Here is a 23,226-nt window from a genome sequence, read left to right on the forward strand (position 1 = left end):
TTAGGGTCAGCCAGGCGATGGCATCAGGAGAGCACGCTCGAGCAGTACGAGCACCGGTCGCAGCCGAGCCTGTTCTGTCGCGTCGGTGGCCAGCGTCTTGACCAGGAACGTGACGAGTTCGGTCAGGGTAGGTGCCGACTCGCGGAGAGGGTGGCGGGCCTTTTTGAATGCGATAACGGCATGTTCGATCTCCTGGTCGCTGCCGTCCAGGTACAGCGCGCAGCGCGCGAGACCGAGGAGTTCCCAGGCGGTGAAGTCTTGGCGGTCACGTTCGGCGCGCGCTGTAGCTTCGCGGAGAAGCTCTCCGAACGCCTGCCGCGCCTCGGTTGTTTGTCCTGATCGTCGGCATGCGATGCCATGCAGGGCGATGACGATCATCGACTGTTCCATGCCGCGGTAGCGTTCGGCCAGGCCGGCCTCGCGTGCGGCGGCATTCCACTGCGCGCCGCGCAGCCGGGCGATGCAGATTGTCGTGCGCGCCTCCAGAGCAGTGACCGGGTCGTTCGCCCGGAGGGCGACCTGTACCGCCTGTCGGGCTCGTGACACAGCCCGCTTCTCTTCGCCCCGCCCGAGGTGAAAGGCAGCCAGGGCGTCGAGGTAGGCAGCGTTCGACCTCGAATCGGGCTCTCGATCGACGGCTTCCTCGATCCGCGTGAGCCAGACCCGAGCAGCATCGAACTGACCAGCGTCGACGTACAGTCGCACCATCCGGACAGCAATGGGCCCCCAGCGGGCACGCTGGGGCCTAGCCATGTCAGCTGCCTTCTTCATCGTCTCAATGGCAGCTCTAAACCGCCCCTGCCGCCGCTGACATCGGGCCACACCTTCCAGGGCGCCCGCGACAACGATCCGATCGGTTGGCGCCAGGTCACGCGCACGCTCGAAATCGCGACGTGCGTGCTCGACGTATCCCTGGGACCAGGACAGCCAGGCGAGGTTGAGGTACACCTTGGCCTTGATGGAGGCCTCGTCGCCGGCCAGTTCCAGCACCTTCCGGTAAGCCGCCTGTGACCGCTCGAAGTCACCATCGACGTGGTAGAGATAGCCCAGAACGTTATAGTTATCTATCCTGTCGTGGTCGGCGTCGTCGAGGCGCTCCGCGAGGTCCTCCCGGGGTCTGCGGTACAGCGTGTTCGGGTTTCCCGCGAGAACTCCTCCGTCCAGTTCCCTGATCGAGCGGAACGCGCTGTGCGGTATGCCCGCGTGCAACCAGGCGTCGACCTCGGCAAGGGACGCCTGGGGATCCGGCCCGTCGAGGCCCGGGTGTTCGGTTCGACGCTGCCGCAGCAGCTTCGCGGCGGTCCGGAGCAGCAGACGTTTCCGCTTCCCGGAGTCATCCTCACTGCTCCATGTGAGAACACGCCGCGCCTCTCTAGCAGGAAGGTAGTAGTGATCCTTGTCCTCGAGGGCGTAGATCGCGTGTGGGCTGAGCGCGCGGAGCTTCCGAGCGACGTCGCTTTGTGTGAGCCGTTCTTCGGGCGTCCGCCCCTCGTTGACCAGACGGGCCACGAGGGCGGCATCGACCGGCGTGCCGAAGGCCGCGACCGCGTTGTACACGCGCAATCGGTCGGACCGGAACGCTGCGGTCAGTTCCCTCAGTAGGCGATCGCCGACGCGTCCCACGTCGTTGTACTGGTCGGCCCAGGTGCGCACCTTCGCGGCAAGCGCTGAGGCGTCAACATCGGAGTGCGCAATGATCGCGTCGAAGAGCTGGGCGAGCCGAGGCCTGCCGCCGAGGTCGACGTACGCGTTGGCGAGAGTCTGATCGGTGAGCGATGCCAGTCCCTTGGCGTGGCCGTCGGCGCTGTCCCTAGTGAATTCCTTAAAGTAGTCAAGAGGCAGCCCGCTGACCGGCACCACGTTCCTCGGATCGACCCACGTCCCGTCCGCCCTCGCTAGCGGGGTCACTTCGGTGACCAGCACCAGCTTCACCCCATGTCGAGGGCCGGTGGCGAGTGCTTCGAGCCCTTCCTCGAGGGAAAGGTCCATCAGCTGCCGATTGTCGTTCAGCAGCCATTCGGCCGAGTCGAAGACAATGATGGCCCGCCGAGTGCCGAGGTGTCGAACTGCGGCTTCCAGTTGGTCGAGCGATGACTGGTCACGCAACTCAGGGGCAGACGTCCATCCGCCTGCTGTCTCGACCGCCCGGAGAACCGTACCGATCGACGGTTGGAACGATGGCGATGCGTGACGCCAGTCAGCTTCGATGTTCATCTCGTCCAGGACGCGTCTGACCAGTTTTGTCTTGCCCACACCCGTTTCGCCGGCAACGATGATCACGCGGGAGCGCCCGTCACGTAACGCCCGGCGCAGGCGGGCACGCTCCGGTTTGCGGTCGACGAACGACTGAACGGCATCTCGGACGCGCTCGCCCGTCACGGTTCGCCCCGACCCAGAGGAGCGAGCGCGTCGTACCTGGGTAATCGCGATCGCTAGGCCGGCGATCCCGAGCAATCCGGAGAGCATGGAGGAAAGCTGGTCGCCGCGCTCAAGGAACCGGAGAACCGGTCCGTCCTCGCTGCTGCCGGTGAGCTGCCTCCACACGGATGCCAGATCGCCGAAGGCGCACACCGCACCGGTGCCTACAGCTACGGCGGCGATCGCTAGCAACACCGGACGCCGAACCTTCCATGCCATCCAGTCACTATGCAGTCACGGAAGGCTCTGACGATATGCGTCGTCCGGCCGATATTGCGGATCATCTTCAGGCAAGATCGGCGCTAGTGCCGTCTTGGCCGCTGTTGGCAAGGATGTGTGCACTCCTGCACAAACCACGGTATATGCGGGTAGAGCTCGCGGGAGCACCATCGAGTTCACCAGCGACTTGCGCGAGATGATTACCCTTTGTAGGTGCATGATCGAATCTGAGTGAGGGAGGGTCATGGGCGACGAGTTCCTAGCTGCCGCCGGGGAACCTGTGGTGGTGCCTCTCAATGTCGACGGGTACGTCATCTACCTGGCCGGCAGTGAACTGTCGCCAGGGCTGACCAGTGACGAGGCTGAGGTGGCTGCTCGGCCCGCCAATCTCGACGAAGCACTCTCAGCGGTCGCGGCTTTCGCGACCAGAGTGGGTGATCACCTGAAGCTGGCTGAGGTAAGCCGGGTGGCGGTGGAGTTTTCCTGCGAGTTCGGGGTGGAGTCGGGAAAGTTTGTGGCGATCGTGGGCAAGGCGTCGGCGAAGGCGGGGGTCAAGGTGAGCCTTGAGTGGGACCGCACGCAGCCCTAGCGGTGCCGGCGGGCGTCGGTTGGGAGGAGCTCCTTCAAGCAGCCACCGTGGCCCTCGAGGTTCCTGCACCGTCCGGCGTTCCGCCTGCCCGCGGTACCGGGTTCCTACTCGCCCCTGGTTTCGTGGCCACCTGCGCTCATGTGCTGGCAGAGGACGGGAACCCGCTACCTGAAGTCGTCAGAGGTCATGCAGTGGCGGCCGGCACCCAACTTGCGCTGGCGGTCGATCCGCAGTTCTGCTTTCGATCAGCAGCAGGGCTGGACCTTGCCATCCTGGTGATCCGTGACAGTTCTCCGGCTGTGGACCTGACGCCGGTGTTGCCCTCTCCGGTCGTGGCTGTCGGCGATACGTTATGGACGTTCGGGCATCCCGATGGGATGTTCCGAGCGGGTCAACCTGCAAGTCTGGTGTACGAGGGAGAGTCCCGTCGTAGTGAGCACGACGCGCTACGGCTTCTGAGAGCCCACGGGACCCCTCTGACGAAGGGTTTCAGCGGCAGCCCGGTTGTGAACCGTCGCACTGGTGCCGTCTGCGGCATGGTGTGCACCTCGAACACGACCGGTGGCGCGCACATGCTGCCCATTACCGAGATCATCGCCCGCTGCGAGCCCGCGAGACTCGCGCTGGCCACCGCGCAGGTTGAGCACCACCGATGGCTCAGCGAGCTCACAGACGAGCAAGTGACCGCAGGGCAGTGGCGTTTCCCCGGACCTCAATTACGCGCGTATCTGGCCCTTGCCGCGCGTACTGCTGCGAGTCACCCGTATCAGATGTCACCAACTTTTCCCATGCCGCCGCTCTCGGCGGTCTACGTGCGGCAGGTGGCTCGACGAGAGGCGGAGTCCCAGGCTGTCGCTGCTGCGGCGCCGCCGCAACCTGCGGAGATTATCTTCGATGGCGATCAAGATGCTGTCCTGGTCGCTGGCGCAGGAGCGGGCAAGTCCAGCCTCTTCCAATACACGGTCGGTGACAGCGCGCGGCGACAGCGGGACGGCGAGATCTCGGATGTGCCGGTCCGGGTCCAGGCCACTGATGTTCTAGCTGCCGCTAGCCTCGGTGAGGCCATCGCCCAGAGCGTCCGCAACGACTTCAGCCGGCTACGCGGAAAAGGGAGCTGGCCGGCAGAGTTTTTCGCCGAGCGGCCAATCCCGACCGGTCGTTGGCTTGTGTTGGTCGATGGCCTCGACGAAATCATGGATTCCCGCAAGCGACAGCAGGTACTGGCTACCCTCCGCACGCATCACGGCCACCCCGATGGCTGTCATCGGTTCGTCATCGCGACTCGCCCTGGAGCTAACGTCATCGGCGTCGGCGAGGGTTCCTGGTCGCCGCTGCAGTATGAGCTGTTGCCCTTTGACGAGGAGCAACGGCGGCAGTTCGCGCAGGCCTGGTTCGTCCGGGCTGAGCTCGCTCACGCCAGCGAGGCGAGCGCACAGTTTCTGAAGGAGCTTCGTCGGCTGAGCCTCGAGGAGTTGGCTCGCAACCCGTTGATGGCCACCATGTTGTGTCAACTGTTCGTGGCCAACCCTGATCGCCGGCTACCTCCTGGCCGCTCCCGAATCTTCCGCGACTTTGTCGACCTCCTGCGGGACCGGCACTACAGTGACGCGGACGGCGGGGTGCGTTACCAGTTGCGTCGTGCGCTTCAGAGGTACGGCGCGGATGCCGAGCAAGCGGGAGAAGGCCTGATCGCCATCGGCGATACGCTGATCGGGCGGCTCGCCGCCGACCGCCTCGACGGCGACACCACCTTGGCGCTGGACAAGCTGGAGCAATGGACCGTCACACTGCGAGGCAACTCGGTGCCCGAGACCGTGTGGCGTGAGCTGCTGGGGGATTACCTGCGCGGCAGCGGAGTGGTGGTAGCTCGCGCAGACGACTACGTATTCTTGCACCAAGCAATTCAGGAGTACCTGGCAGCGCAGTACATTCCCAGCGATCCGGACCGCGCCGACGCGGTTTTCTGGGATCTGTTCGCGAGAACCGCCAGCGGTAGAGCGATCGCGCCGCCGGCATGGCGACAGTCCTTCGCCCGATTTCTCGTGCCTGCCTGGACTCAGCCCCATCAAATGGCATCAGCCCTACAGTCCATGGCCGCCACCGGCGGATTACCGGGAGCTCAGTTCGTGGCCGCCGTGATTGAGGACAACGCCGATACTGATGCGGAAACGGTTGACGCCGTGGTCCGGACGTTGTCAGCGGTCGCCCGTGACGCTGGCGGTGTCGATGAGGATCGCTATCTCGCCCTGACCACGTGCCTGCGGCTGGATCGTGCGTTGGGTCTGCAAGTAGCGACGGTCATTGCCACAGACAGTCGGCAATCAGGTGCGTTCCGGGCCACGACGCTACGTGCCGTGGCGGCCCTTGCCGGCACCTCCACCGATGTCAGCTCCGCCGCAGGTGATCAATGGATCATGGCTCAGCTCGCGCGCCTCGACGGCATCGACGCCACGCTGCTTCTCACCTCGGTGGCCAGAGACCACGCCTTCAAGGCGACACAACGGATTTGGGCTGCGGACGCCCTCGCTGGCGTCAACCGCAATACAGGTCGACAACTTCTCGTCGAGCTCGCCGGTGATGACAAGATCGGCGCAGCCGAGCGTCGTGCCGCAGCGACGGCACTGCATGACATGAAGGACCCACGAGCTGCTTCTCTGCTGCACAAGCTGGCACGCGACGAGTCAGCGCTGACCACAGAACGTCAACTCGCGGCGCAGACTCTCACGGAGTCCCCGCGAACTTGGTCACCACTACGGCGGATGATTTACCGGATAAGGCCACCGGAGATCCTTGATGCGTCCCCTGCGGTCAGCGAGGTGCTTGAGCCCCTGGTCGCCACCATGCGGATGAGTCATCGGCGGGCCGACGCACGAGGCATCCAGAAGGCATTCGACACTGCAGCCTGGTGGCACTCCGGTCAGTACCGCAAGTCCGGTGACCCGTACATCACCCATCCCCTTGCGGTGGCGACCATCCTGGCCAACCTAGGGATGGAAGCACCAGTGCTCATGGCCGCCCTGCTGTCTGGGACGGTGCACGACTCGGCGTACAGCATCGACCAGCTTAGGACCGAGTTCGGTGTTGAGGTGGCGCTGCTGGTAGAGGGCGTGACCAGGCTCGACGAGGTGCGGCTGGACGACGCCGCCGAGGCGGAGACGGTCCGCAAGGTGGTGATTGCTTCGGCCAGGGACCCGCAGGTCTTAGTCATCAAGCTCGCGCAACGGCTGCACAACCTGCGAACCCTCGCCTTCGTCGCCCGCGGTGAGCAAGAGCGCATTGCCCGCGAAACCCTGCAGCTCTGGACCCCGTTGGCGCACCGGCTCGGTATGAACACCATCAAGTGGGAGTTGGAGGATCTGGCGTTCGCCAACCTCTTCCCGAAGCGCTACGAGGAGATCAACCGGCTGATCGGCGAGCACCAGCCGCAGCGCATGGAGTGGCTGCGGCAGGTAACCCGAAGGGTGCAGACAGACCTCCGCGCGGCGAATATCAGGGCGCAGATCAGCGGTCGACCCAAGCACCTTTACGCGATCTACCAGAAGATGATCGTGCGGGGTCGGGAGTTCAACGACATCTACGACCTGGTCGGGGTGCGGATCCTGGTCGGCACGGTGCGGGACTGCTACGCGGCGCTCGGTGTGATCCACGCGAACTGGCAGCCGGTGCCGCGTCGGTTCAAGGACTACATCGCGATGCCGAAGTTCAGCATGTACCAGTCGTTGCACACGACGGTGATCGGGCCGAGCGGCAAGCCGGTCGAGATGCAGATCCGGACGTACGCGATGCACCGTACGGCGGAGTTCGGTATCGCGGCGCACTGGAAGTACAAGGAGAAGAAGGGCGAGACGGTCGTCGGGCCGCCGGCACACATCGACGAGATGACGTGGCTGCGGCAGTTGCTGGACTGGCAACGGGAGGCGGCCGATCCGAGCGAGTTCCTCGACGCGCTCCGTTTCGACCTGTCCAGCCAGGAGGTCTACGTCTTCAGCCCCAAGGGGGACGTGATCCCGCTGCCGACCGCGTCGACTCCGGTGGACTTCGCGTACGCGGTGCACACCGAGGTGGGGCACAAGTGCATCGGTGCCCGGGTGAACGGCAAGTTGGTGCCGCTGGAGTCGACGCTCTCCAACGGCGACGTGATCGAGATCTTCACCTCGACGTCCGAGACCGCCGGCCCGATCCAGGACTGGCTGGGTTTCGTCAAGAGCCCTCGGGCGCGGACGAAGATCCGGCAGTACTTCAAGAAGGAGCGGCGCGAGGAGGCGGTCGAGGCCGGCAAGGACGCGATCGTCAAGGCGATGCGTAAGCAGGGTATGCCGTTGCAGCGGATGCTGACCACGGACAACCTGATGACGATCGCCCGGGATCTGCACCTGGCCGACGTCGCCTCGCTCTACGCGGCGGTCGGCGACAGTCAGGTCTCCGCGCAGTCCGTGGTGCAGAAGCTGATGGCGGGTTACGGCGGCGAGGAGGGCGCGGCGGAGGATCTCGCCGAGACCGCCGTCGCCACCCGGCCGCCGCCGCGGCGGGGTGGCAGCAACAGCGATCCGGGTGTCGTGGTGCGGGGCGTCAGCGATACGTGGATCAAGCTGGCCCGGTGCTGTACGCCGGTCCCGCCGGACACCGTGTTCGGCTTCGTGACCCGCTCTCAGGGCGTGAGTGTGCACCGGGACGACTGCGCGCACGCCGAGGACCTCAGGGCGCAGACCGAGCGGGTCGTCGAGGTGGTCTGGCGGATCACCTCGGCCTCGACCTTCCTGGTGGCGATCCAGGTCGAGGCGCTCGATCGGCGACGGCTACTTGTTGATGTAGCTCGGGCGATCTCCGACAACGAAGTCAACATTCTCTCCGCGACGGTCACCACGACCCGGGACCTGGTTGCGGTGAGTCGGTTCAGCTTCGAGATCGCCGATCCGAAGCACCTGGGCCACCTGCTGGCCGCAGTGCGGATGGTGGACGGCGTCTTTGACGCGTACCGGGTCACCTCAGGGTCCTGATTCCTAGCGATGGATCACGCAGGTCTGCACCACCGCGCGAGGCCACACGTTGGTGACCACCTCGGGCAGCCCCCTTCAACCCGTCGCAGACCAGGAAGAACACGTCCTTGACGCCCCGGTTGCGTAGGTCGGTCAGCACGCTCATCCAGAACTTCGCGCCCTCACCACCGGTGCCCGCCCACAGGCCGAGGATGTCCTTCTCGCCGTCGAGGGTGACGCCGATCGCGGCGTAGAACGGCCGGTTCGCGACCGGCCCGTCCCGGACCTTGGCTCTGTCGCTGATCTTGTGATGTGGACAGATCCGTCGCCAGCTCGGCGCATTCGTTGATCATGTCCGGTGTGTTCGCTTGTGGAACAGTTACTGCCGCATCTCTCGCTTCTGTCCATCGAGACGGTTGAGCAGCGTGACGGCGTCATGGTGCTGTCCGCGCGAGTCAGGGCGGAGACCGCACGGTGTCGTCGGTGCCAGCAGCGGTCAGCCAGGGTTCATGGCCGGTATCAGCGCCGGTTGCGTGATGTCGCGATCGCCGGAACGGCATTGCTGCTTGAGGTGCAGATCCGGCGGTTCCGCTGCGACAACACCACCTGCCCGGCGCGGACGTTCGCCGAGCAGATCGAGGGGTTGACCAGTCCCCATGCGCGATTGACGCCGGGGCTGCGGGGCATGCTGACGCAGATTGGTTTGGCGTTGGCTGGCCGGGCCGGTTCCCGGTTGGCGTCGGTGATCGGGGTCGGCGCCGGTCGCGACACGTTGTTGCGGCTGGTCAAGGCGCTGCCTGACCCGCCGAAGAGGCCGATCGCCGCCCTCGGCGTCGACGATTTCGCGTTCCGCCGAGGCCGTCATTACGGCACTGTGCTGATCGACATGGACAGCCACCGCCCGGTCGACATGTTCGACGGCCGCGACGGTGACAGCCTCGCCGAGTGGCTGCGGCAGCACCCCGAGATCGAGGTGATCTGCCGGGACCGGGCCGGCGGCTATGGCGAAGGCGGCCGCTGCGGCGCCTCCCAGGCGGTTCAGGTCGCGGACCGGTTCCATCTCTGGCAGAACCTGGGCCAGGCGGTCGAGAAGACCGTCAACGCCTATCGGTCCCGGCTCGTCGCCCCGGCACCCTCGCCGGCGGACGACACCATGCCCGCCGAGGTGCAGCCGCTACCCGAGAAGAAGATCGTGACCCGCCTGCGTGAACACCACGGCGCTGTTCACGAGCTCGCCGGACAGGGACTGAACAAGTCCGCGATCGGCCGCAAGCTCGGCCTGCACCAGGCCACGGTCCGCAAATACCTGAACGCAACCAGCTTCACCGAGTTGACCGCCGCCACCGAGCAACGCGCGCACCTGGTCGATGACTACGTCGCCTACCTGCACCAGCGCTGGAACGAAGGACAGCGCAACGCCACGCAGCTGTTCCGAGAGATCAAACAGCAGGGTTATCCCGGCGGAGAACTGGCCGTCCAGCGTTACCTACGCCGGTTCCGCAAAGGCCTCGGCCACGCCCCGCACCCCGGCCCGAAACCGCCGTCGGTGCGTCAGGTCACCTCGTGGATCATGACTCACCCTGACCATCTCGACTCCCGCGACGCGACCAAGCTTCACGAGCCTCGCAGCCGTGACCGGGACATCAACCGGCTGGTCAAACACGTGCGAGACCTCGCGGTCATGATGACCGGCCGCCACGGCGACCGTCTCGACGCGTGGATCAGCACGGTCGAAGTCGACACCCTCACGCCGCTGGCCGGGTTCGCCCGCAACCTGCGCCGCGACCTCGACGCCGTCCGCAACGGCCTGACCCTGCCGCACAGCTCCGGCGCGGTCGAAGGCAACATCAACCACCTCAAGATGATCAAACGGCAGATGTTCGGCCGCGCCGGCCTCGACCTACTCCGCAAACGCGTCCTACTCGCGCACTGAACGCTTCACACAACCAACGACAGAGCCCGGACCCCTTGGCCACGATGGCGTCGATGAACACCGCCGCGTAGATCTCATCGAGGGGCCGGTGAGACCAGTCGGTCATCTCCTCGACCACCTTGTCGGTGATCCGGGAGATCGTCTCCCCTCGACACCGACGCCCCGTAGATCTCCGCGAAATGCGCGCTGATCTCGCCGGTCGTCAGTCCCTTCGCATACAGGGAGAGCACGACCTCGTCGACGCCGGTCAACCGCCGCCGGCGCTTCCGCACGATCTGGGGCTCGAACGTGCCGGCCCGATCCCGCGGCACGTCGATTTCGACGGGCCCGCTGGCGTCGGTCAGGACCGTCTTCGCCCGGCTGCCGTTACGAACGTTGCCTGACCAGACACCAACCGAATCATGTTTCTCGTAACCGAGGTGCTCGGTCAGCTCCTTGTTGAGCGCGGTCTCCAGAACCGCCTTGGTCAGCTGCTCGAGTAGCCCGTCGGGGCCCGTCAACGACAGGCCCTGCTCCTTGGCCAACCGCACCAGCTCGGCGGCGGCCTTCGCCTCCGCCGACGGCTCGACTTTCGCCTTCCTCGGGGTCACATTGTCCAGTGTCGCGGTCATCACGGCACCCTCCTCACCAGGCACAACGCCCGGTGTGTCAGGCCGGAAACACCAACTTGTTGGATTGGTGGCGGAGATCAGGGTCTGCAGCCATGATCTTCGAGGTTGTGGTCGGGGTCGCTCGGGAAACACCTGCCGCCTACGGGCTGGCTGCCTAACGGCCTGCGTCCCGGCCGCAACCGCCGACGAGAGTGGCTCGAGAGAGGTCTGTTCAGCCCGAAGTTGGTCCGCCCTCCTCGCCGGATCCCCACTCCGGCCTGGCAAGGAGGACCCGTGCCCGCAGTGCCCGCCCCGGTCGTCATCGCGATCGACCCCCACAAGGCGTCCTGGACCGCCGTCGCGGTCGACAACCGACTCCAACCACTCGCCGCGATCCGCGTCGAGGTCAACCGCGACGGCTATCGGCAACTTCGTCGCTTCGCCGGCCGCTGGCCGCACGCGACATGGGCGGTCGAAGGCGCAGCCGGCCTCGGCGCCGCGCTGACCGCCCGGCTGGCCGCCGACGACATCGACGTGGCCGACGTGCCCTCGAAGCTGGCCCGCCGCGTGCGGATGCTCTCCACCGGGCACGGCCGCAAGACTGACCAGGCCGACGCCCTGTCAGTCGGAATCGCGGCGCACACCGCGAACCGGCTCAACACCGCTGTCGTCGACGAGGCGATCGCCGCGCTGCGCTGCCTCACCGATCACCGCGACGACCTGGTCCGTAACCGCACCCAGACCGTCAACCGGCTACACGCGCTGCTGGCAAAGCTTCTTCCCGCCGGCCTGCCCCGCGGACTGACCGCCGACACCGCAGCCACCGCGCTGCGCAGCATCCGCCCACGGGCGGTGCTCGCCCGCACCATGCGCCAGGTCGCCGTGGAACTGCTCAGCGAGCTGCGCCGCCTGGACCGGCGCATCGCCGAGGTGACCGCAACAGTGTCCGCCGCGGTCGCTGCCTCAGAGAGTGTTGTGATACCTCGGCGTGACCTTTGCTGACTCTTTGGACGAAGATCACTTCTGTGTCGTTGTGTTTGTAAACCGGCGTACGAGTCGTCGCTGACTGATCGGCAGTGGGCGGTGATCGAGCCGTTGTTGCCGGCACGGGACCCGCGTCGGGGTGGCCGGCCGTTGCGGTATCCGCGTCGGCTGGTCATCGACACGATCCTGTACGTGCTGCGTACCGGTGCGGCGTGGCGGCACGTTCCGCATGACCTTGTGCCGTGGGACGTGGCTTACCGGTGGTTCCGCCGCTGGAGCGCTGACGGGACCTGGGACGAGGTTCATGACCGGCTGCGAGACGCGGTGCGGATGGTCGAGGGACGTAACCCGCAGCCGTCGGCGGCGGTGCTGGACTCGCAGACCGCGCACAGTCACCAGGGTGGCGAGGCGATCGGCTATGACGCGGGCAAACGCACTCGGGGCCGCAAGCGGCATGTCCTGGTCGACACCTGCGGACTGCTGCTACGGGCGGTGGGGCATTCCGCGTCGATCCAGGAGCGTGCCGGCGCCAAGCTGGTCCTGGCGGGGATCACCGAGTCGTTCCCGCTGCTGGGCCTGGTCTGGGCCGACGCGGGTTACGTCAACCGCGTCGACGCGGGTCTGCTGGCATGGGCGCGTACCCACGCCGGGGTCGACCTGCAGATCGTGGCCCGCAATGCCGACGTGAAAGGCTTCCAGGTGCTACCCCGACGCTGGGTGGTCGAACGAACCTTCGCCTGGTTGGGACGGTGCAGACGGTTGGCCCGCGATTACGAGCGCAAACCCGCGCACGCCGAAGCGATGATCAAAGTTGCCATGATCCGGCTGATGGCCGCCCGCCTCGCTGGCGAGGACATCGAGCCGCACGGCCCGATCGAGACCGAAGCGGCTCGACGCCTCGACAACGAACTCAACCAGAAGTAGTCATCCAGTTACCCAACACTCTCTCAGGCACCACCCTGACCGACCTGCACGGGATCGGCGACGTCCTCGCCGCGAAGATCCTGGCCCGCTCCGGCTCCGTCTGCCGGTTCCGGTCGCAGTCCGCGTTCGCCTCGTACTGCGGCGTCGCGCCGATAGAAGTGTCATCCGGTGACATCCAACGGCACCGCCTGTCCCGTGCAGGCGACCGGCAACTGAACTACGCGCTGCACGTCATGGCCATGGCCCAGATCAAACGCGCGACTCCGGGCCGCGACTACTACCAGCGCAAACGAGCCTCCGGCAAGACCCACAAAGAAGCCATGCGCTGTCTGAAACGCCGTCTCGCCGACGTCGTCTACCGCACCATGATCCACGACACGGAGACCTCTCTACTGCCAACGCCTTGACAAGAGAGGTGCCGTTCGATCCACGGACTCGTCACAGAGCGTGGCGGTGCAATGGTCGGGTGCGCAGCGTCCGCTCGTGCCGGTGAGAGTCCATCCGGCGGAGCGTGGGGTGCGGCAACGATGCGAATCAGGCGTTCAGTGAGCGTTTTGGATGTGGGTTACTCGGGTGTGTTTGAAGGTACGGCGGGGTTGGCGGGTGGCGGGTCCGCTGCGGGTGAGGCGGTTGAGCATGTCGGTGATCGCGGCCCAGCGGATCAGGTGTTCAGCGGTGGCGGGATCGGTCTCGTAGTCGCGGGCTAGGCGGCGGTGCAGCATCAACCAGCCCAGGGTCCTTTACACCACCCACCTGCGCGGATGAACGACGAAGCTTTTTGGCCAGCGGGCTTACGCGCGATCTCGACCGTGGTGTTCAAGATGTTCTTGGCCCAGTCGACGAACCGGCCGGCGAACCCCTGATCGGCGAAGACGTGTCGGATCGGGGTGGTCGCGTACGCGGCGAGCAGCGCTCCTTTGCCACCCGCGGTCCTGCCAGCAGGCGGCCAGGACCCAGACGCTGACCAGCAGGTCGAGGGTGTCGGTGACGAGGAGCCGCTTCCTGCCGTTGATCTTCTTGTGCGCGTCGTAGCCACGACCGTCAGAAGGAACGGTGTCGGCGGCTTCCACGCTCTGCGAGTCGATGATCCCCACCGTCGGCTCCGCCTCCCGGTCGTGGGCGAGGCGGACCTGCTCACGCAGCTCGGCAAGGATTCGCTCGGTCACACCCCGCTTGTTCCAGCGTTTGAAGTGCCCGTACACCGTCTGCCACGGCGGGAAGTCCGCCGGCAGGTACCGCCACGGGCAGCCGGTACGCAGCACGTACAAGATCGCGTCAACGACCGCCCTACGAGGATGCTTTTCCGGCCGGCCCATCCACTTCTGGCCAGGCAACATCACCTCGACGATCTCCCACTGGGCGTCAGTCAGGTCAGACGGATACCGCCGCACACGCTCCACACCCGACTACCGAGCCACTCGCCTTCATCGATCGGACACACTGTGCGACACGCCCGACCAACCCACATCTAAAACGCTCACTTAGGAACAGTGAGTTCGGTGGAGGAGGCGAGCCGGATGGCTATCCGCGGCGGATCGATACGCAAGAGGTGCTACTGCAGGGACGAGTCCGGCCGGCGGCTGGGCGCGCGGTGCTCCCGGCTGAAGCTGGCCAGCGGCGCCTGGAGTAGCGGTCATGGGGTGTGGGCGTTCCAGATCGAGTTGCCTCCCGCGCCCGGGGGCCGGCGGCGGATCCTGCGCCGCGTGTCGAACACGCAGCCGGGCACCCGGGCGGACGTGGCGGCGGAACTGGCGCGGGTGTGTGAGCTGATGAGTCTGGCCGACGGCGACGAGGCGCTCGCCGACGAGATCGCCGGGGTGTTGATGGCGTGCAAGCGTGGCCGGCCGCTGCCCGATCCGCGCCAGATGGCCCGCCAGCTGCGAAGTGGCGTGCCGAACGCCTCATCGGTCAGCGTCGGGGAGTATCTGACGTGGTGGGTCACGCACCGCAATATCGACGAGCACACGCGTATTGGTTACGCGTCGCATGTGCGTGTCCACCTCGACCCGCACCTGGGACACCTGCCGCTCGCGCGGCTGAACAGCGCGCACATCGAGGCGATGTTCGCGACGATCACCGGGCGCAACCGGCAGATCCTCGAGGACCGCGCCAGCGCCGACCCGGCCAGGGCCGGCGCGGCGACGGCTACCAGGCTGACGACCCCGGCGACGATCGCCCGGGTGCGGGCCACGCTGCGCAAGGCGCTCAACGACGCGATGGCCAAACACCGGCTGATCGACTTCAACCCGGCCGTGTACGCGGAACTGCCCGCCTACGATCCGCCTAGGGTGCGGGTCTGGACCGAACGCGCGATCGCGCAATGGAAGGCCGGCGGTATGGTCCCGAGCGAGGTGATGGTGTGGACACCGGAGCAGGCCGGCGCGTTCCTCGACCACGCCCAGCGTCACGATCCGGCGTTGTATCCGATGTTCCTGCTGATCATGCTTGGCGGTCCGCGGCGCGGTGAGGTGGTGGGCGTACGTACCGACCAGATCGACTTCGACGACAAGACCGCGACGTTCAGCCACCAACTCACCGAACACGGTTATCAGCCGGTGTACAAGAAGGTCAAGACCCGAAGCGGCGACCGGGTGATCTTCCTCGACTCGGCCACCTTCAACGATCTTCGCGCTTACTGGGAGCTGCGGGAGTCCTGGCGCATCGCGGCCGGGGCCCGGTGGCCGCGGACCGTGACCGTGCTGACTCCGGTGCCGGGCGGTTACACGCCGATCCAGGTCGACCTGTTCTTCCGCCAGCCAGACGGACGGGCCTGGCATCCCAGCAGCGTCACCGACCGGTTCCAGCGCGACGCCGCTGCGGCGGGTCTGCCGCCGATCCGGTTGCACGACGGCCGGCACTCCGCCGCGACCTACATGAAAGCCGCCGGTGCTGACCTGCTCGACATGCGCAAGAAGCTCGGCCACGCCAGTGTCACCGTGACCGGCGACATCTACCCCGCCAGCCTCGACGAGATCGACCGGATGATTGCCGAACGCACCGCCGCCCTCATCCCCCGCAACCGACCGGCCGGTCCGCGGACCGACGCGGGCCCCACCGGGCCGGACAGTCCCAGAGCAGTCCCACCGGCCACCGACCCCACGCAACGGACGAAAGACCAGGTCACGGCGCAGGAGGAGGCGGGATCACCTACGGATTCCCCCACACCCAGGCCCCCGGCCACCGGCACGGCCGGAGCCGTACCGTGGCCGCGACCAGGCCGCCGCCGCGACAGATACCCCCGGGACGTACGCTGAGCGATCCGGTAGCCTTGCAGAACACGGGCTGTTAGCTCAATCGGCAGAGCAGCGGACTTTTAATCCGCGGGTTCTGGGTTCGAATCCCAGGCGGCCCACCACAGACGACCCGGACCGACCCCCTCGGTCGGCGGGCCGGTGGACGACCGGGGCCGGGCGGACAACCGGCGGCGATGCGCCGTCGCGGCCTCCGTCAGCCGAGGGGCAGCCGGTCGACCAGCTTGTCGAGCTGGATCGGCAGGGTACGCAGCCGCAGCCCGGTCGCGTGGTGCACCGCGTTGGCGACGGCCGCCGCCGAGCCGACGATGCCGATCTCGCCCAGCCCCTTGACGCCGAGCGGGTTCGCGTGGTCCTCGTCCGGCACCCAGTACGCCTCGATCCGCTGCACGTCCGCGCAGGCCGCCACGTGGTAGGTGGCGAGGTCCCGGTTCACCCAGTCACCGAACCGCTGGTCGAGCACCCCCTCCTCGTGCAGCGCCATCGAGAGCCCCATCGTCATCCCGCCGATCAGCTGGGACCGGGCGGTGGTCGGGTTCACCACCTGCCCGACGGCGAAGACCCCGAGCATCCGGGGCACCCGGATCTCGCCGGAGTCGACGTTCACCCGGGCCTCGACGAAGTGCGCGCCGAAGGAGTACCGGGGGGCCGAGGGGAGCGCGGCGGCCTCCTCGGAGGTGTCGAGCCGTACCGCGAGACCCTCCGGCGGGGCGCTGCCGGCGTACCGCTCGTCGAGCTGCCGGCGCAGGCTCCGGCAGGCCCGGTCCACCGACAGGCCCCAGCCGGCGGTACCGGTCGAGCCGCCGGCGACGTACGCCGGGGGAAGGTCGCTGTCGCCGATGCTGATCGTGACCCGCTCGCCGGGTACCCCGAGGGCGTCCACGGCGATCTGCCAGAGCGCGGTCCGGGCGCCGGTCCCGATGTCGGTGGCGTTGATCCGCACCCGGTACGTCCCGTCCGGGTCGGCCGCCGCCTCGGCGGACGCGCCCGGGGTCCGGGCCGGGTAGATCGCGCTGGCCATGCCCGTGCCGACCAGCCACCGGCCCTGCCGGCGTACGCCCGAGGCGGGGTCGCGGTCCGCCCAGCCGAACCGCCGGGCCCCGTCCCGCAGGCAGGCGGCCAGGTTGCGGCTGCTGAACGGTACGCCCTCCTCGGGATCGATCTCGGTGTCGTTGCGCAGCCGCAACTCGACCGGGTCGACCCCGCAGGCGATCGCCAGCTCGTCCATCGCGCACTCCAGGGCGAAGGATCCGGGGCATTCCCCGGGGGCGCGCATCCAGGACGGCGTCGGTACGTCGAGCCGGGCCAGCCGGTGCGTCGTCCGGCGGTGCGGTGCCGCGTAGAGCGCCCGGGTGAGCACGGCGGTCTGCTCGGCGAACTCGACGCTGGTGGAGGTCTGGCTGATCGCGTCGTGGCAGATCGCCGCCAGTCGGCCGTCGGCGTCGGCGCCGAGCCGGATCCGCTGGATCACCGGCGTGCGGTACCCGACCGGGCCGCAGATCTGCTGGCGGGTCAGTGCGAGCCGTACCGGCCGGCCGACCTGCCGGGCGGCCATCGCGGCCAGCACCGGCGTGCAGCGGGGACTTCCCTTGCTGCCGAAGCCGCCGCCGACGTGCTCGGCGGTGACCCGGATGGTCTCGACGGGCAGGTCGAAGAGGCGGCCGAGGGCATGCTGGACGTCGGTGCTGCCCTGGCTGGAGTCGTGCACCAGCAGCCGGCCGTCCGCCCAGGACGCGGTCGCGGCGTGCGGCTCCATCGGGTTGTTGTGGTAGGCCGGGGTCCGGTACGTCTGGTCGAGCCGCACCTCCGCCGCCTGGTAGCCGCTGTCGAAGTCGCCCACCGAGGTGTCGGTGGGGTAGGCCGGGTTGACCTGGTCCGGCTTGTAGAGGCTCGGGTGCCGTTCGGTCAGTACGCTGCTGTGCGGCTCGGTGTCGTAGTCGATCCGGACTCCCCGGGCACCCTCCCGGGCCGCCTCCAGCGACTCGGCCACCACCAGCGCCACGATCTCGCCCCGGTAGCGGACCCGGGGCTGCTGGAGCAGCAGCAGTTCGGCGCTCTGCGTGGGGTTCAGCCGGGGTGCCGTCTCGTGGCTCAGCACCGCCAGCACCCCCGGCTCACGCATCGCCGCCGTGGTGTCGATCCGGACGATCCGCCCCTTCGCCACGGTGGCCTGCACCGCCCAGCCGTAGGTCAGGTCGTCCGCCGGATGCTCCGCCGCGTACCGGGCGGTGCCGGTGACCTTCTCCCGGCCCTCCAGCCGGGGGTGTGCCCGGCCGATGGCGGCGGCCGGCGCGCTCACCGGGTCACCTCGGCGGGTCCGCTCATCGGTCCCGCTCCGTCGGGCCGGTGCCGTCCTCGACAAGTTCCACCAGGGTCCGCACGGTCAGGTTGCGGATCAGTGGGATCTTGAAGGCGTTGTGCGCCAGCGGCCGGGCGGCGGCGAGTTCCTCCTCGGCGGCGAGCCGGAAGGTCTCCTCGGTCGCCGGCTGCCCGCGCAGCGCCGCCTCGGCCAGCCGGGGCCGCCACGGCCGGTGCGCGACCGCGCCCCAGCCCAGCCGGACGTCCCGGACCAGACCGCCGTCGAGGTCGATCGCCGCGGCCACGGAGCCGGCGGCGAAGGCGAACGAGGCCCGGTCCCGTGCCTTCCGGTACGCCGAGCGGCGCGCGAACGGCAGCCCGGGGATCCGTACCGCCGTGACCAGCCCGCCCGGGGCCATCGTGGTCTCCTGGTCCGGCCGCTCGCCGGGCAGCCGGTGGAACTCGGCCAGCGGGATGTCCCGGGCGCCGGCCGGCTCCAACACCTCCACCACGGCGTCGAGGGCGACCAGCGCGACCGCCATGTCCGAGGGGTGGGTGGCGACGCACTGCGGGGACCAGCCGAGGATGGCGAGTTCCCGGTTCTGTCCCTCCAGCGCCGAGCAGCCGGCACCGGGGTCGCGTTTGTTGCACGGCCGGCTGACGTCCTGGAAGTAGAAGCAGCGGGTACGTTGCAGCAGGTTGCCGCCGACGGTGGCCATGTTGCGCAGTTGCCCGCTCGCCCCGGCCAGCAGGGCCCGGGCCAGCACCGGGAAGTCCCGCCGGACCGTCGGGTGCGCGGCCAGGTCGCTGTTGCGGACCGTGGCGCCGATCCGGAGTCCGCCGTCGGGCAGCGACTCGACCGAGTCCAGCGGCAGCCGGGTGACGTCGACCAGCAGCCCGGGCTGGGTGACCCCGAGCTTCATCAGGTCGACCAGGTTCGTGCCGCCGCCGAGGTACGTCGCGTCCGGCTCGCCGGCCACCAGGGCCACCGCCCGGCCGGGGTCGGTGCTCCGCTCGTACCGGAAGCTCCTCATCGGACGTCTCCGGCCGCCGCGGCCTCCCGGATCGCCGAGACGATGTGCGGGTACGCGGCGCAGCGGCAGATGTTGCCGCTCATCCGTTCCCGGATCTCCGGCTCGGTGGGCCCGGTCGGGCCGGCGGTCAGGTCGGCGGTGACCTCGCTCGGCCAGCCCCGGCGTACCTCGTCGAGCATGCCGAGGGCGGAGCAGAGCTGGCCGGAGGTGCAGTAGCCGCACTGGAAGGCGTCGTGCGCGACGAAGCAGCTCTGCAACGGGTGCAGCTGCCCGTCCTGCGCCATCCCCTCCACGCTGAGCAGGTCGGCACCGTCCGCCGCGACGGCGAGGACCAGGCAGCTCTTCACCCGCCGGCCGTCGAGCAGCACCGTGCAGGAGCCGCACTGGCCGTGGTCGCAGCCCTTCTTCGCGCCGGTCAGTCCCAGGTGCTCGCGGAGCGTGTCGAGCAGGCTGGTCCGGTTGTCGAGGTCGAGTTCGTACGGTCTGCCGTTGACGGTGAGCCGCACCGGCGACCGGTGCGGCAGATCAATGTCCGGACTGGTTTGCACCATATGTCGAGATTACCGAGTGCAGCCCCCGGTGCGGGACCAATCCGGGCCTTCCGGTACCCGCCCCTCATCGCCGCGCGGCCGACCCCGGCGCGTACCGCCAGACCCGGATGACGCCGTCCCCGGTCCGGCAGGCGAGCAGCCGGGCGGTCCATCGGCAGGAGGAGAGGGCGTACGGCAGCGGGCCCAGCGGGCGGATCGCCGTACCCTCCGGATCCAGCAGGCCCACCCAGGTCCGGCTTCCGTCGACGGCATGCCGGAGCAGCAACATGGGCTCGGCTTCGGTCAGGGTCGGAACCCTGGTCCAGCCGGTGAGGTCCACCACGGTACGCCCGGAGCGCGGGTCCACCGCCCGGCGGACGGCGCCGTTCCCGCCGACCTCCACCAGGTGCCCGCCGTGCCCCCGCAGCGACACCTGCCCGGCGTCGTGCCACGCCGTACCGCCGGTGACCGGGTCGATCACCTCGACGCCGGCCCGCCCCTCCAGACAGAGCATCGACCCGCAGGCCCCCACCTGTCCCCGGTCCGTCGACAGTGCCCGGATCCACCGGCGCTGCCAGCGGTCCGCCGAGTAGACGGCGAGGTGCGAGTCCGACCGCACCAGCACCGAGTCCCCGGCCGGCTCCGCGTAGAGCGGCGGACCGCCCACCGGGTCGAGCGGTTGCCGGACCGCCCCGGTCCGGGGGTCGCGCAGGTCGAGCCGGCCGTCCGGGCGCCCGGTCAGCAGCGCGGCGGGCCGTCCGGCGACGGCCGGCACGGCGGCGACGCCGGTGAGCAGCGGCGAGGTCCAGAGTTCCCGGCCGGTGTCGAGGTCGAGCACCCGAACGGTCTGCCCGATCGGCGCCGCCGTGTACATCCCGGCACCCCACCGCGGGTGGTGGATCGGGGTGCCGACCGGCGGTGGGTCGTCCGGATCGACCCGCGAGCCCGGTGGGAACACCTCCTCGACGACCAGCGCGATCCCCGCCCTGTGCAGCGGCGCGAACTGGCTCGACGTCGACCAGCGCGTCCGGCCGGTGCCGGGATCCAGCGCCGTGCTGCGGTACGGGCCGTTCTGGACGCCTCCCTCCACCAGCAGCAGCAGGCCGTCCTCCTCGACCAGTGTCGCCTGCTGGTGCTCGGTCCGGTACGTCTCGTTCCAGACCTGTCGCCGCCGTCCCACCTCGTACGCGCTGACCCGGTGCCCGCCGGTGAGCGGCTCGGCGACGAAGAGCCGGTCACCGGCGAGCAGGAAGTAGCCGGTGTTGCCCACCCGGTACACCTCGGCGAGCTGCGGTACGCCCGGCGGCGCCGCACCGCCGGTACCGGCCACCAGCGCCGCGACCAGCACCAGCGCGGGCGTCCGGAGCCGACGTCGGCGCGACCGGCGGGACGGGGCAGGGTCGGGCGGCGGGTCGTAGCGCTCCTCGCCGAGTTCGATCAACGCCACGGCCTCACCCTTCGCCGCCGGGGCCGGTCGGGTACCGAGGCAATTATCCGGCCTCGCCGCCACCCGGCAGGGGCGACCGGGGCCGCCGGGTCTGCGCCGGCGGCCGGCCAGCGACGCGACCGGAGGGGGCTATTCGGCGGTGACGTCGGCCACGACGAGCGTCACGTTGTCCGGGGCACCCGCCTGGTGGGCGAGTTTCACCAACTGCCTCGCGCACTCCTCCCGGTCGGGGAAACCCGCCAGCGTCGCGGCGATGGCGTCGTCGTCGACCACGTCGGAGAGGCCGTCGCTGCACAGCAGCAGCCGGTCACCCGCCTGGGCGATCAGCGCGATCGTGGCCGGTTCCAGCGGGCCGCCCTGCACCACCCGGGTGACCAGGGACCGCTGCGGATGCCGCCGGGCCTCCTCCGGAGTCAGCCCACCCTGGTCGACCAGCGCCTGCACGAAGGTGTCGTCCCTGGTGAGCTGCGCCAGCCGGCCGCCGCGCAGCAGATAGCCCCGGGAGTCGCCGACGTGCGCCACCGCGAGCCGGCGGCCGGCGAGCAGCATCGCGGTGACGGTGGTACCCATCCCCTCGGTGGCCTGGTCCGCCTCGGTCACCGCCCGGATCCGGCCGTTGGCCGTAGCGATCGCCTCCCGCAGGGCGGTCACCGGTTCCCCGTCGGGCGCGGACCCCTCCACCGGGGCGAGGGTGCTGATCACGATCTCGCTGGCCACCTCGCCGGCCGGTGCGCCACCCATCCCGTCGGCGACGGCGACCAGGCGGCTGCCGGCGAACGCCACGTCCTCGTTGTTCGGCCGGACCAGGCCAGGGTCGCTGACGGCCAGGCTGCGCAGGACAAAGGTCATACCGTGCAGCTTGCCCCGAGATCCACGGCAAAGTCACTACGCAGTACTGCGTAGGGTTGACTCATGATGCCGGTCTCGATGGTCGGGCGTGCCGGCGAGTTGGCCGAGTTCGCCGCCGCCTGGGCCATGGTCACCGGTGGGCGCCCCCGGACCGGCTGCGTGGTGGTCACCGGCGCCGCCGGGGTGGGCAAGAGCCTGCTGATCAGCGCCGCCCTCGACGGCCTCTCGCCCCGACCGGTGACCATCCTCAGCGGTACGGCTCGGGTGCACACCCCGGCGCCGTACGACTGGCTCGCCGCCGCGCTCAGCGGTCGGGACACCGGCGACCTGCCGCTGCCGCCGGACGCGCTGGCCTGGCTGGCCCAGCACCCGAACGCGCCCCGCGAGCGGTACGCCCCGGACGCGCTGTTGCGCCTCGCGGTGCGCACCGTACGGGCCCTGGTCGGTGCCGGGCCGGCGGTACTGGTGGTGGAGGACCTGCACGCGCTCGACCCGGCCAGCCTCAACCTGGTCGGCGAGCTGGCCACCGCGCCGGACCTGCCGGCCCTGCTGCTCGTCGGCAGCCGGCCGGCGGAGGAGGCGGTGTCGCCCCGGCTGGTCGCGGCCACCCTGGCCCGGCTCTCCGGCGCGCCCGGTGCGATCCGGCAGCACCTCGGGCCGCTGGGCCGACCGGACGTGGCCGCGGTGCTCGGTCAGGTCTATCCCGGACCGCCGGTGCCCCCGACGGTCGTCGACGCGGTCTGGCGGCGTACCGGCGGCAACCCCTACCGGCTGGTGGAGCTGCTGGTCGCGGAGCGCGGCCGCCGGCCGGAGGAACTCGTCGCGCCGGCACCCACCGCCGAGCTGACCGGCCGGGAGATCGAGGTGCTCTCCTGTCTGGCCGCCGGCATGTCCAACAAGCAGGTGGCCCGGTCGCTCGGCATCTCGGTACGGACGGTCACCGTGCACGTCTCCAACCTGCTCCGCAAGACCGGCTCGGCGTCGCGTACCGAGGCGGCGCTCTGGGCGGTACGCCAGCAGCTCACCGACCCGGCCCGGCAGGGCTGATCCGGCCCGGGTGCCCCGCCCGGACACGACGTCGCTGGTGAGCGGCTCGGCGAGCTGTTCCGCCCGCCTTGACGCGTACGCCATCATTGATGGATAGGCCCGAGATGCGAAGGGGGTGGCCGCGGTGAAACGTGGCA

At 68.9% G+C, this 23,226-nt stretch carries 15 protein-coding genes, 1 tRNA gene and 4 pseudogenes; 10 read left to right on the forward strand and 10 right to left on the reverse strand.

What is annotated here, in order from left to right; translation table 11 throughout:
* Positions 1-6 precede the first annotated feature (6 nt).
* Positions 7-2,637, reverse strand: a complete 2,631-nt coding sequence (locus C6W10_RS27985; protein ID WP_107261935.1) for an AAA family ATPase — start codon at positions 2,635-2,637, stop codon at positions 7-9.
* A 244-nt stretch (positions 2,638-2,881) separates the two neighbouring features.
* Between C6W10_RS27985 and C6W10_RS27990 the strand changes: the two genes are divergently transcribed.
* From C6W10_RS27990 to C6W10_RS38860, 3 genes and pseudogenes are all read left to right on the forward strand, one after another.
* Positions 2,882-3,226 carry a CU044_2847 family protein gene (locus C6W10_RS27990; protein ID WP_107261937.1) on the forward strand — a complete coding sequence of 115 codons (345 nt, stop codon included), beginning with the start codon at positions 2,882-2,884 and terminating at the stop codon, positions 3,224-3,226.
* A gap of 47 nt (positions 3,227-3,273) precedes the next feature.
* Positions 3,274-3,753, forward strand: a pseudogene (locus C6W10_RS38855) (serine protease); the annotation flags it as partial.
* Between the two features lie 2,271 nt (positions 3,754-6,024).
* Positions 6,025-8,223: pseudogene (locus tag C6W10_RS38860) on the forward strand (bifunctional (p)ppGpp synthetase/guanosine-3',5'-bis(diphosphate) 3'-pyrophosphohydrolase); the annotation flags it as partial.
* Positions 8,224-8,232: 9 nt separating this feature from the next.
* Here the strand turns inward: C6W10_RS38860 and C6W10_RS28000 are convergent.
* A pseudogene (locus tag C6W10_RS28000) lies at positions 8,233-8,491 on the reverse strand (transposase); the annotation flags it as partial.
* Positions 8,492-8,638: 147 nt separating this feature from the next.
* On the opposite strand from C6W10_RS28000, the gene C6W10_RS28005 reads away from it, so the two are divergent.
* A complete protein-coding gene (locus C6W10_RS28005; protein ID WP_107261941.1) occupies positions 8,639-10,135 on the forward strand; it encodes an ISL3 family transposase in 1,497 nt (498 codons plus the stop codon).
* 34 nt (positions 10,136-10,169) lie between these two features.
* Here the strand turns inward: C6W10_RS28005 and C6W10_RS28010 are convergent.
* Positions 10,170-10,746: pseudogene (locus C6W10_RS28010) on the reverse strand (transposase); the annotation flags it as partial.
* A 273-nt stretch (positions 10,747-11,019) separates the two neighbouring features.
* Here C6W10_RS28010 and C6W10_RS28015 point away from each other — a divergent pair.
* From C6W10_RS28015 to C6W10_RS28025, 3 genes are read left to right on the forward strand one after another with little or no spacing between them, the layout of a single operon-like run.
* The gene (locus C6W10_RS28015) at positions 11,020-11,727 is read left to right on the forward strand and encodes a transposase (protein ID WP_159104787.1); all 708 of its coding nucleotides are present in this window, start codon (positions 11,020-11,022) and stop codon (positions 11,725-11,727) included.
* Between the two features lie 21 nt (positions 11,728-11,748).
* Positions 11,749-12,633: an IS5 family transposase gene (locus C6W10_RS28020; protein ID WP_107261945.1), complete on the forward strand. Its 885-nt coding sequence runs from the start codon at positions 11,749-11,751 to the stop codon at positions 12,631-12,633.
* 44 nt (positions 12,634-12,677) lie between these two features.
* Positions 12,678-13,040: a transposase gene (locus C6W10_RS28025; RefSeq protein WP_369938718.1), complete on the forward strand. Its 363-nt coding sequence runs from the start codon at positions 12,678-12,680 to the stop codon at positions 13,038-13,040.
* 135 nt (positions 13,041-13,175) lie between these two features.
* On the opposite strand, the gene C6W10_RS38105 is transcribed toward C6W10_RS28025, so the two are convergent.
* Entirely contained in the window at positions 13,176-13,358 is a 183-nt protein-coding gene (locus C6W10_RS38105; protein WP_199853758.1) for a hypothetical protein, read from the reverse strand.
* A gap of 66 nt (positions 13,359-13,424) precedes the next feature.
* A complete protein-coding gene (locus C6W10_RS28030; RefSeq protein WP_199853759.1) occupies positions 13,425-14,033 on the reverse strand; it encodes an IS5 family transposase in 609 nt (202 codons plus the stop codon).
* Positions 14,034-14,336: 303 nt separating this feature from the next.
* Here C6W10_RS28030 and C6W10_RS28035 point away from each other — a divergent pair, with 303 nt between their 5' ends.
* Positions 14,337-15,887: a tyrosine-type recombinase/integrase gene (locus C6W10_RS28035; RefSeq protein ID WP_159104788.1), complete on the forward strand. Its 1,551-nt coding sequence runs from the start codon at positions 14,337-14,339 to the stop codon at positions 15,885-15,887.
* A gap of 25 nt (positions 15,888-15,912) precedes the next feature.
* Positions 15,913-15,988, forward strand: a tRNA-Lys gene (locus C6W10_RS28040).
* Between the two features lie 92 nt (positions 15,989-16,080).
* Here the strand turns inward: C6W10_RS28040 and C6W10_RS28045 are convergent.
* The 5 genes from C6W10_RS28045 to C6W10_RS28065 form a co-directional block, all read right to left on the reverse strand.
* A complete protein-coding gene (locus C6W10_RS28045) occupies positions 16,081-18,183 on the reverse strand; it encodes a xanthine dehydrogenase family protein molybdopterin-binding subunit (RefSeq protein ID WP_107261949.1) in 2,103 nt (700 codons plus the stop codon).
* Positions 18,184-18,205: 22 nt separating this feature from the next.
* Positions 18,206-19,216 carry a xanthine dehydrogenase family protein subunit M gene (locus C6W10_RS28050; RefSeq protein ID WP_107261951.1) on the reverse strand — a complete coding sequence of 337 codons (1,011 nt, stop codon included), beginning with the start codon at positions 19,214-19,216 and terminating at the stop codon, positions 18,206-18,208.
* Positions 19,213-19,767, reverse strand: coding sequence for a 2Fe-2S iron-sulfur cluster-binding protein (locus C6W10_RS28055; RefSeq protein ID WP_107261953.1), 555 nt, complete (start codon positions 19,765-19,767; stop codon positions 19,213-19,215). Before C6W10_RS28055 ends, C6W10_RS28050 begins: the two co-directional genes overlap by 4 nt.
* A gap of 64 nt (positions 19,768-19,831) precedes the next feature.
* Positions 19,832-21,193, reverse strand: coding sequence for a PQQ-binding-like beta-propeller repeat protein (locus C6W10_RS28060; RefSeq protein WP_107261955.1), 1,362 nt, complete (start codon positions 21,191-21,193; stop codon positions 19,832-19,834).
* A gap of 129 nt (positions 21,194-21,322) precedes the next feature.
* Positions 21,323-22,042: a PP2C family serine/threonine-protein phosphatase gene (locus tag C6W10_RS28065; RefSeq protein ID WP_107261957.1), complete on the reverse strand. Its 720-nt coding sequence runs from the start codon at positions 22,040-22,042 to the stop codon at positions 21,323-21,325.
* Between the two features lie 63 nt (positions 22,043-22,105).
* Here C6W10_RS28065 and C6W10_RS28070 point away from each other — a divergent pair, with 63 nt between their 5' ends.
* Entirely contained in the window at positions 22,106-23,089 is a 984-nt protein-coding gene (locus tag C6W10_RS28070) for an AAA family ATPase (protein WP_107261959.1), read from the forward strand.
* The last annotated feature ends 137 nt before the right edge of the window (positions 23,090-23,226 follow it).

Origin of the sequence: Plantactinospora sp. BB1 (assembly GCF_003030385.1) — a bacterium.
Lineage (GTDB): Bacteria > Actinomycetota > Actinomycetes > Mycobacteriales > Micromonosporaceae > Plantactinospora.

Bases quoted from the DNA above. Each gene is read 5' to 3' on its own strand.
- C6W10_RS28065 (WP_107261957.1), bottom strand. From the start codon at position 22,042: ATGACCTTTGTCCTGCGCAGCCTGGCCGTCAGCGACCCTGGCCTGGTC.
- C6W10_RS28050 (WP_107261951.1), bottom strand. From the start codon at position 19,216: ATGAGGAGCTTCCGGTACGAGCGGAGCACCGACCCCGGCCGGGCGGTG.
- C6W10_RS28055 (WP_107261953.1), bottom strand. From the start codon at position 19,767: ATGGTGCAAACCAGTCCGGACATTGATCTGCCGCACCGGTCGCCGGTG.
- C6W10_RS28070 (WP_107261959.1), top strand. From the start codon at position 22,106: ATGATGCCGGTCTCGATGGTCGGGCGTGCCGGCGAGTTGGCCGAGTTC.
- C6W10_RS27990 (WP_107261937.1), top strand. From the start codon at position 2,882: ATGGGCGACGAGTTCCTAGCTGCCGCCGGGGAACCTGTGGTGGTGCCT.
- C6W10_RS27985 (WP_107261935.1), bottom strand. From the start codon at position 2,637: ATGGCATGGAAGGTTCGGCGTCCGGTGTTGCTAGCGATCGCCGCCGTA.
- C6W10_RS28005 (WP_107261941.1), top strand. From the start codon at position 8,639: ATGGTGCTGTCCGCGCGAGTCAGGGCGGAGACCGCACGGTGTCGTCGG.